The 366-nt window shown below is 56.3% G+C and carries 1 protein-coding gene and 1 pseudogene; both read right to left on the minus strand.

The window, feature by feature from the left end; translation table 11 throughout:
• The coding region (locus FFR93_RS40520) for a transposase (protein WP_246661442.1) at window positions 1-255 on the minus strand (255 nt) is incomplete at its 3' end.
• 35 nt (window positions 256-290) lie between these two features.
• A pseudogene (locus FFR93_RS40525) lies at window positions 291-366 on the minus strand (IS6 family transposase); the annotation flags it as partial.

Genomic DNA, 366 nt, shown 5'->3' on the forward strand with positions numbered 1-366 from the left:
TTGTAGCTGACGGCAGGACTGTTCATCCCAACCCATTATCCGACAACCGTTAAGCCGCTCACAACGTGACATCACCCCTTTGTCCACTTCTGCCTTCTTCACCCATTCATTGAGCGTCTGCGCCGTGCAGCCGATCTTGGCGGCAATCGAGGACACCGCCGCCCATCGCGACGCATGCTCGCCTTCGTGATCAAAAACCATGCGCACCGCTCGGGCGCGAACTTCGGGTGAAAACTTGTTCGTTGTCTTGCTCATATCTGCTCCACTTTCTCAGAAGTTGGAGCCTCCGGCAAACCCGGGGCGGATCGAAATCCCTGCATCACCCGTTCTCGTTTTCGAAGTGGCACGTGAGAATTCTCCGCACGA

Origin of the sequence: Rhizobium sp. MHM7A (assembly GCF_005862215.1) — a bacterium.
GTDB classification, from domain to species: domain Bacteria; phylum Pseudomonadota; class Alphaproteobacteria; order Rhizobiales; family Rhizobiaceae; genus Rhizobium; species Rhizobium bangladeshense.